The 3090-nt window shown below is 27.2% G+C and carries 3 protein-coding genes; all 3 read right to left on the bottom strand.

Annotated features, from left to right (window positions below; genetic code table 11):
- Nucleotides 1–54: 54 nt before the first annotated feature.
- From PKV21_09850 to PKV21_09840, 3 genes are read right to left on the bottom strand one after another with little or no spacing between them, the layout of a single operon-like run.
- A complete protein-coding gene (locus PKV21_09850; GenBank protein HOM27789.1) occupies nt 55–1446 on the bottom strand; it encodes an HD domain-containing protein in 1392 nt (463 codons plus the stop codon).
- The gene (locus tag PKV21_09845; protein ID HOM27788.1) at nt 1443–1808 is read right to left on the bottom strand and encodes a hypothetical protein; all 366 of its coding nucleotides are present in this window, start codon (nt 1806–1808) and stop codon (nt 1443–1445) included. Before PKV21_09845 ends, PKV21_09850 begins: the two co-directional genes overlap by 4 nt.
- The gene (locus tag PKV21_09840) at nt 1786–2952 is read right to left on the bottom strand and encodes an MFS transporter (GenBank protein HOM27787.1); all 1167 of its coding nucleotides are present in this window, start codon (nt 2950–2952) and stop codon (nt 1786–1788) included. Before PKV21_09840 ends, PKV21_09845 begins: the two co-directional genes overlap by 23 nt.
- Nucleotides 2953–3090: the final 138 nt, after the last annotated feature.

Here is a 3090-nt window from a genome sequence, read left to right as displayed (position 1 = left end):
ATCCCTGTCTTCCTCTTTGATAATATAGATGAAATATCAATACCTATCCTCATTTTATTCGTTTAAATTCAAAAGTTTTTCTACGTTTTCAATTAAATACCTGCGCAAAATTCTTTTTTTATTTGGCAACTGTCCCTCTATTACAAGATTTTCAAGATATTCTTTAATTATTCCGACTTTTTTGCCCGGTGTAATTTTTAAAATTTCCATTATATCAAAACCATTTATAGCAAGTTTAAAAGAAGAAAGTTTATCCTTCTTATTAATTTCTTTAATTCTTGTTTCCAATCGTTCAAGACGTTCCAGTGCTTCCTGTATTTTCAAAGGATTTCTACTTGTTAAATCACTTTTTGCAAGAATAAAAAGAGGTTTGATATCCTTTCCAATTTCTTTTATAAATCTTCTTAAAGCACTGTCAGATGGATTTTCTTTTGCAAGTAAATGAGGTCTTAAATGAAATTTTATTAACCTTCCAATAAATCTTATTTCTGGTTCACCAATTTTTAACCTTCTACAAACATTATAAGCCATTTTTTCTCCTACAAATTCATGCCTGTGAAAACTAACTTTTCCATCTTCAACCGCCAATGTATAGGGTTTTCCAATATCGTGAAGCAAAGCAGCAAGTCGCAAATATACATTTTTTGTGTATTTAGAAATATTGTCAAGAGTTTTTAAAGTGTGGGGAAAAAGTTCTTTACATGGATGGTCAGTCCTTTTTTCTTTTAAATTTGCTACTTCTGGAAGAATAGTTTCAAGAAGTCCAATTTCATCCATTAATTTAAATCCAATAGAAGGAGTAGAACTTTCAAGAATTTTCATTATCTCATCAGCAATTCTCTCCTCACTGACGATTTTTATCCTATCTTTGTTTTTTTTCATCCCTTCTAATGTTTTTTCATCAATTTTAAATTTAAATTTTGTAGCGAATCTTATCCCTCTTAAAATTCTTAAAGGGTCGTCAAAAAATGTTTTATCTGGTTCTACTGGGGTTCTTATAATTTTATTTTTTAAATCTTTTCTTCCCTCAAAAGGGTCAAGAATTTCTCCAGTAATTAAATTTTGTGCTATAGCATTTATAGTAAAATCTCTTCTTGCAAGGTCTTCAAAAATGGAACATTTCTCAACAACTGGTTTTCTTGAATTTTCAAAATAACTTTCTTTCCTTGCTGTTGCAAATTCAAGTTTAATATTTTCTATTTCAATCATTGCTGTTCCAAACCTTCCATAAAAAACTGGTGCGGGTAAATTGAATCTTTTTGAAAACTCTTCTGCAATTTTTAATGCATCTTCTTCCATCACAAAATCAATATCTTTGCTTTTCTTTTTTAAAAATTTATCTCTTAAATATCCTCCAACAAGAAAAATGCTTATTTTCTTTTCAAAGCAAAAATCCCTCATTTTATTTATTATTTCATCGGGTGTAATAATCTGTTTTTTCTTCATTTTTCTAATCCATAAATTGCATCCCCATTTTCAAAAAAATCAATATTATAACCTTTTAAAAGTTTTTTTAAAGATGTCTTACTTATTGAATTAAATGGAACAATTAAATTCTGTGATATTAAAAATTTTTTACCGACTTTTATATAAGCACCATTTTTTCCAGTTAAAAGCACACCAATGTAACCCTTTTCATCTTTACATAAACAACCTTCCCCAGGAATTTTAGTAAATTTTGAAAAATTACTCCATACTGAACAAATCCTTAATCTTCTTATCTTACCTATTTCGTCTTTTAATTTTATACTTCTTATCTCAACTTTATTTTTTCCCAATTCAAATTTACCGTGCTTTTTCCACAACATTTTTTATTTTTATCTGATAAAACAGAAAAACAAAAGAAATAATTTCCATTATAATTACATAAACCCATATGAGTTTAAAATTCTTTCCATACAAAAAACCGATTATCCAACTTCCGATAAAAAGAGCAATTCCATAAATGGTATTAAAAATACCATAAGCAAAACCCCTTTGAAAAGAAGGAATCATATCTGCTATTGATGCTCTTAAAATTGTTTCATGACATCCTATAATTACACCAAAAATTATTATACCTATTAAAGAAAAAAAGATATTTGTAGAAAGCACAGAAAAAGATAAAACTATAGTTAGAAAAGGAATTAAAAGCAATGTTTTAAGTTTAATTTTATCATATAAATTACCAATAAATAAAGCAACTATTCCATCAACACTCATTGCAATAATATAAAAAACCGGGATACCGGAAAAAATTACAATTTTTTTAGTACTCAGATGATATGATATAATCGGAAAAGTTATAAGACCTGATAAAGAAAAAAATACAAAAAGAAGATAAAAAGTAAAATTCTGATTTAGATTATTTTTTTGTAAAAAGTTAATTTTTTCTTCTTTTTCAACAATAATATTATAATTTTTCCTTGCAAAAATAAGTGTTAGGATTAGAAAAAAAGATGGCACCCACATGAATTTAAAACCAACTGAATAACTTTTAAATCTTGAAAGGGAAAAGAAAAAAATTAGAGGTCCTAAAATTGCGCCAATCTGGTCTAAAACTTCGTGAATTCCAAAACTTTTTCCATACCCAATATCCTTTCCGGCAAAAGAAATTAAAGTATCTCTTGAAGGAGTTCTTATTGCTTTTCCTATTCTTTCCAATAAAAGTAATATAACTGCAATTTGCCAGATTTTAGTAAAAGCAAGTAGAGGTAAACAGCATATTAAAGAGTATCCTATTATTGTAAATGGCCAGTATATCCTTTTTTTGTCAGAAATATAACCAGAAAAAAATCTTAAAAAATATGTTAAAAACTCACCTAAACCTGAAAAAAATCCTATAATAACGGCAGAAGCACCAATAGAAGCAAGAAATGGTCCACTTATACTTCTAACTCCTTCATAAACGATATCTCCAAATAAACTTATTATTCCAAAAAGTAAAATAAGTAAAATTGATTTATTTTTCATATGTTTTAGTTTAACATTACTTGACATATCAAATCAAATCAAATAAAATTAAACTAGAGGTGGAAAACATGAGAAAAGAAATTATTTCTTTATTGGAATATTGGGAAAAGGAAAGAGGAATAGAAAGAAACCATCTAA

This window comes from bacterium, assembly GCA_035371905.1.
In the GTDB taxonomy this organism is placed as follows: domain Bacteria; phylum Ratteibacteria; class UBA8468; order B48-G9; family JAFGKM01; genus JAMWDI01.
Note: the sequence above shows the minus strand (reverse complement) of the source record. Positions and strands in the feature narration are given on the sequence as shown.

Coding starts and splice junctions, on each gene's coding strand:
- PKV21_09850 (HOM27789.1), bottom strand. CDS start 1,446: ATGAAGAAAAAACAGATTATTACACCCGATGAAATAATAAATAAAATG.
- PKV21_09845 (HOM27788.1), bottom strand. CDS start 1,808: ATGTTGTGGAAAAAGCACGGTAAATTTGAATTGGGAAAAAATAAAGTT.
- PKV21_09840 (HOM27787.1), bottom strand. CDS start 2,952: ATGAAAAATAAATCAATTTTACTTATTTTACTTTTTGGAATAATAAGT.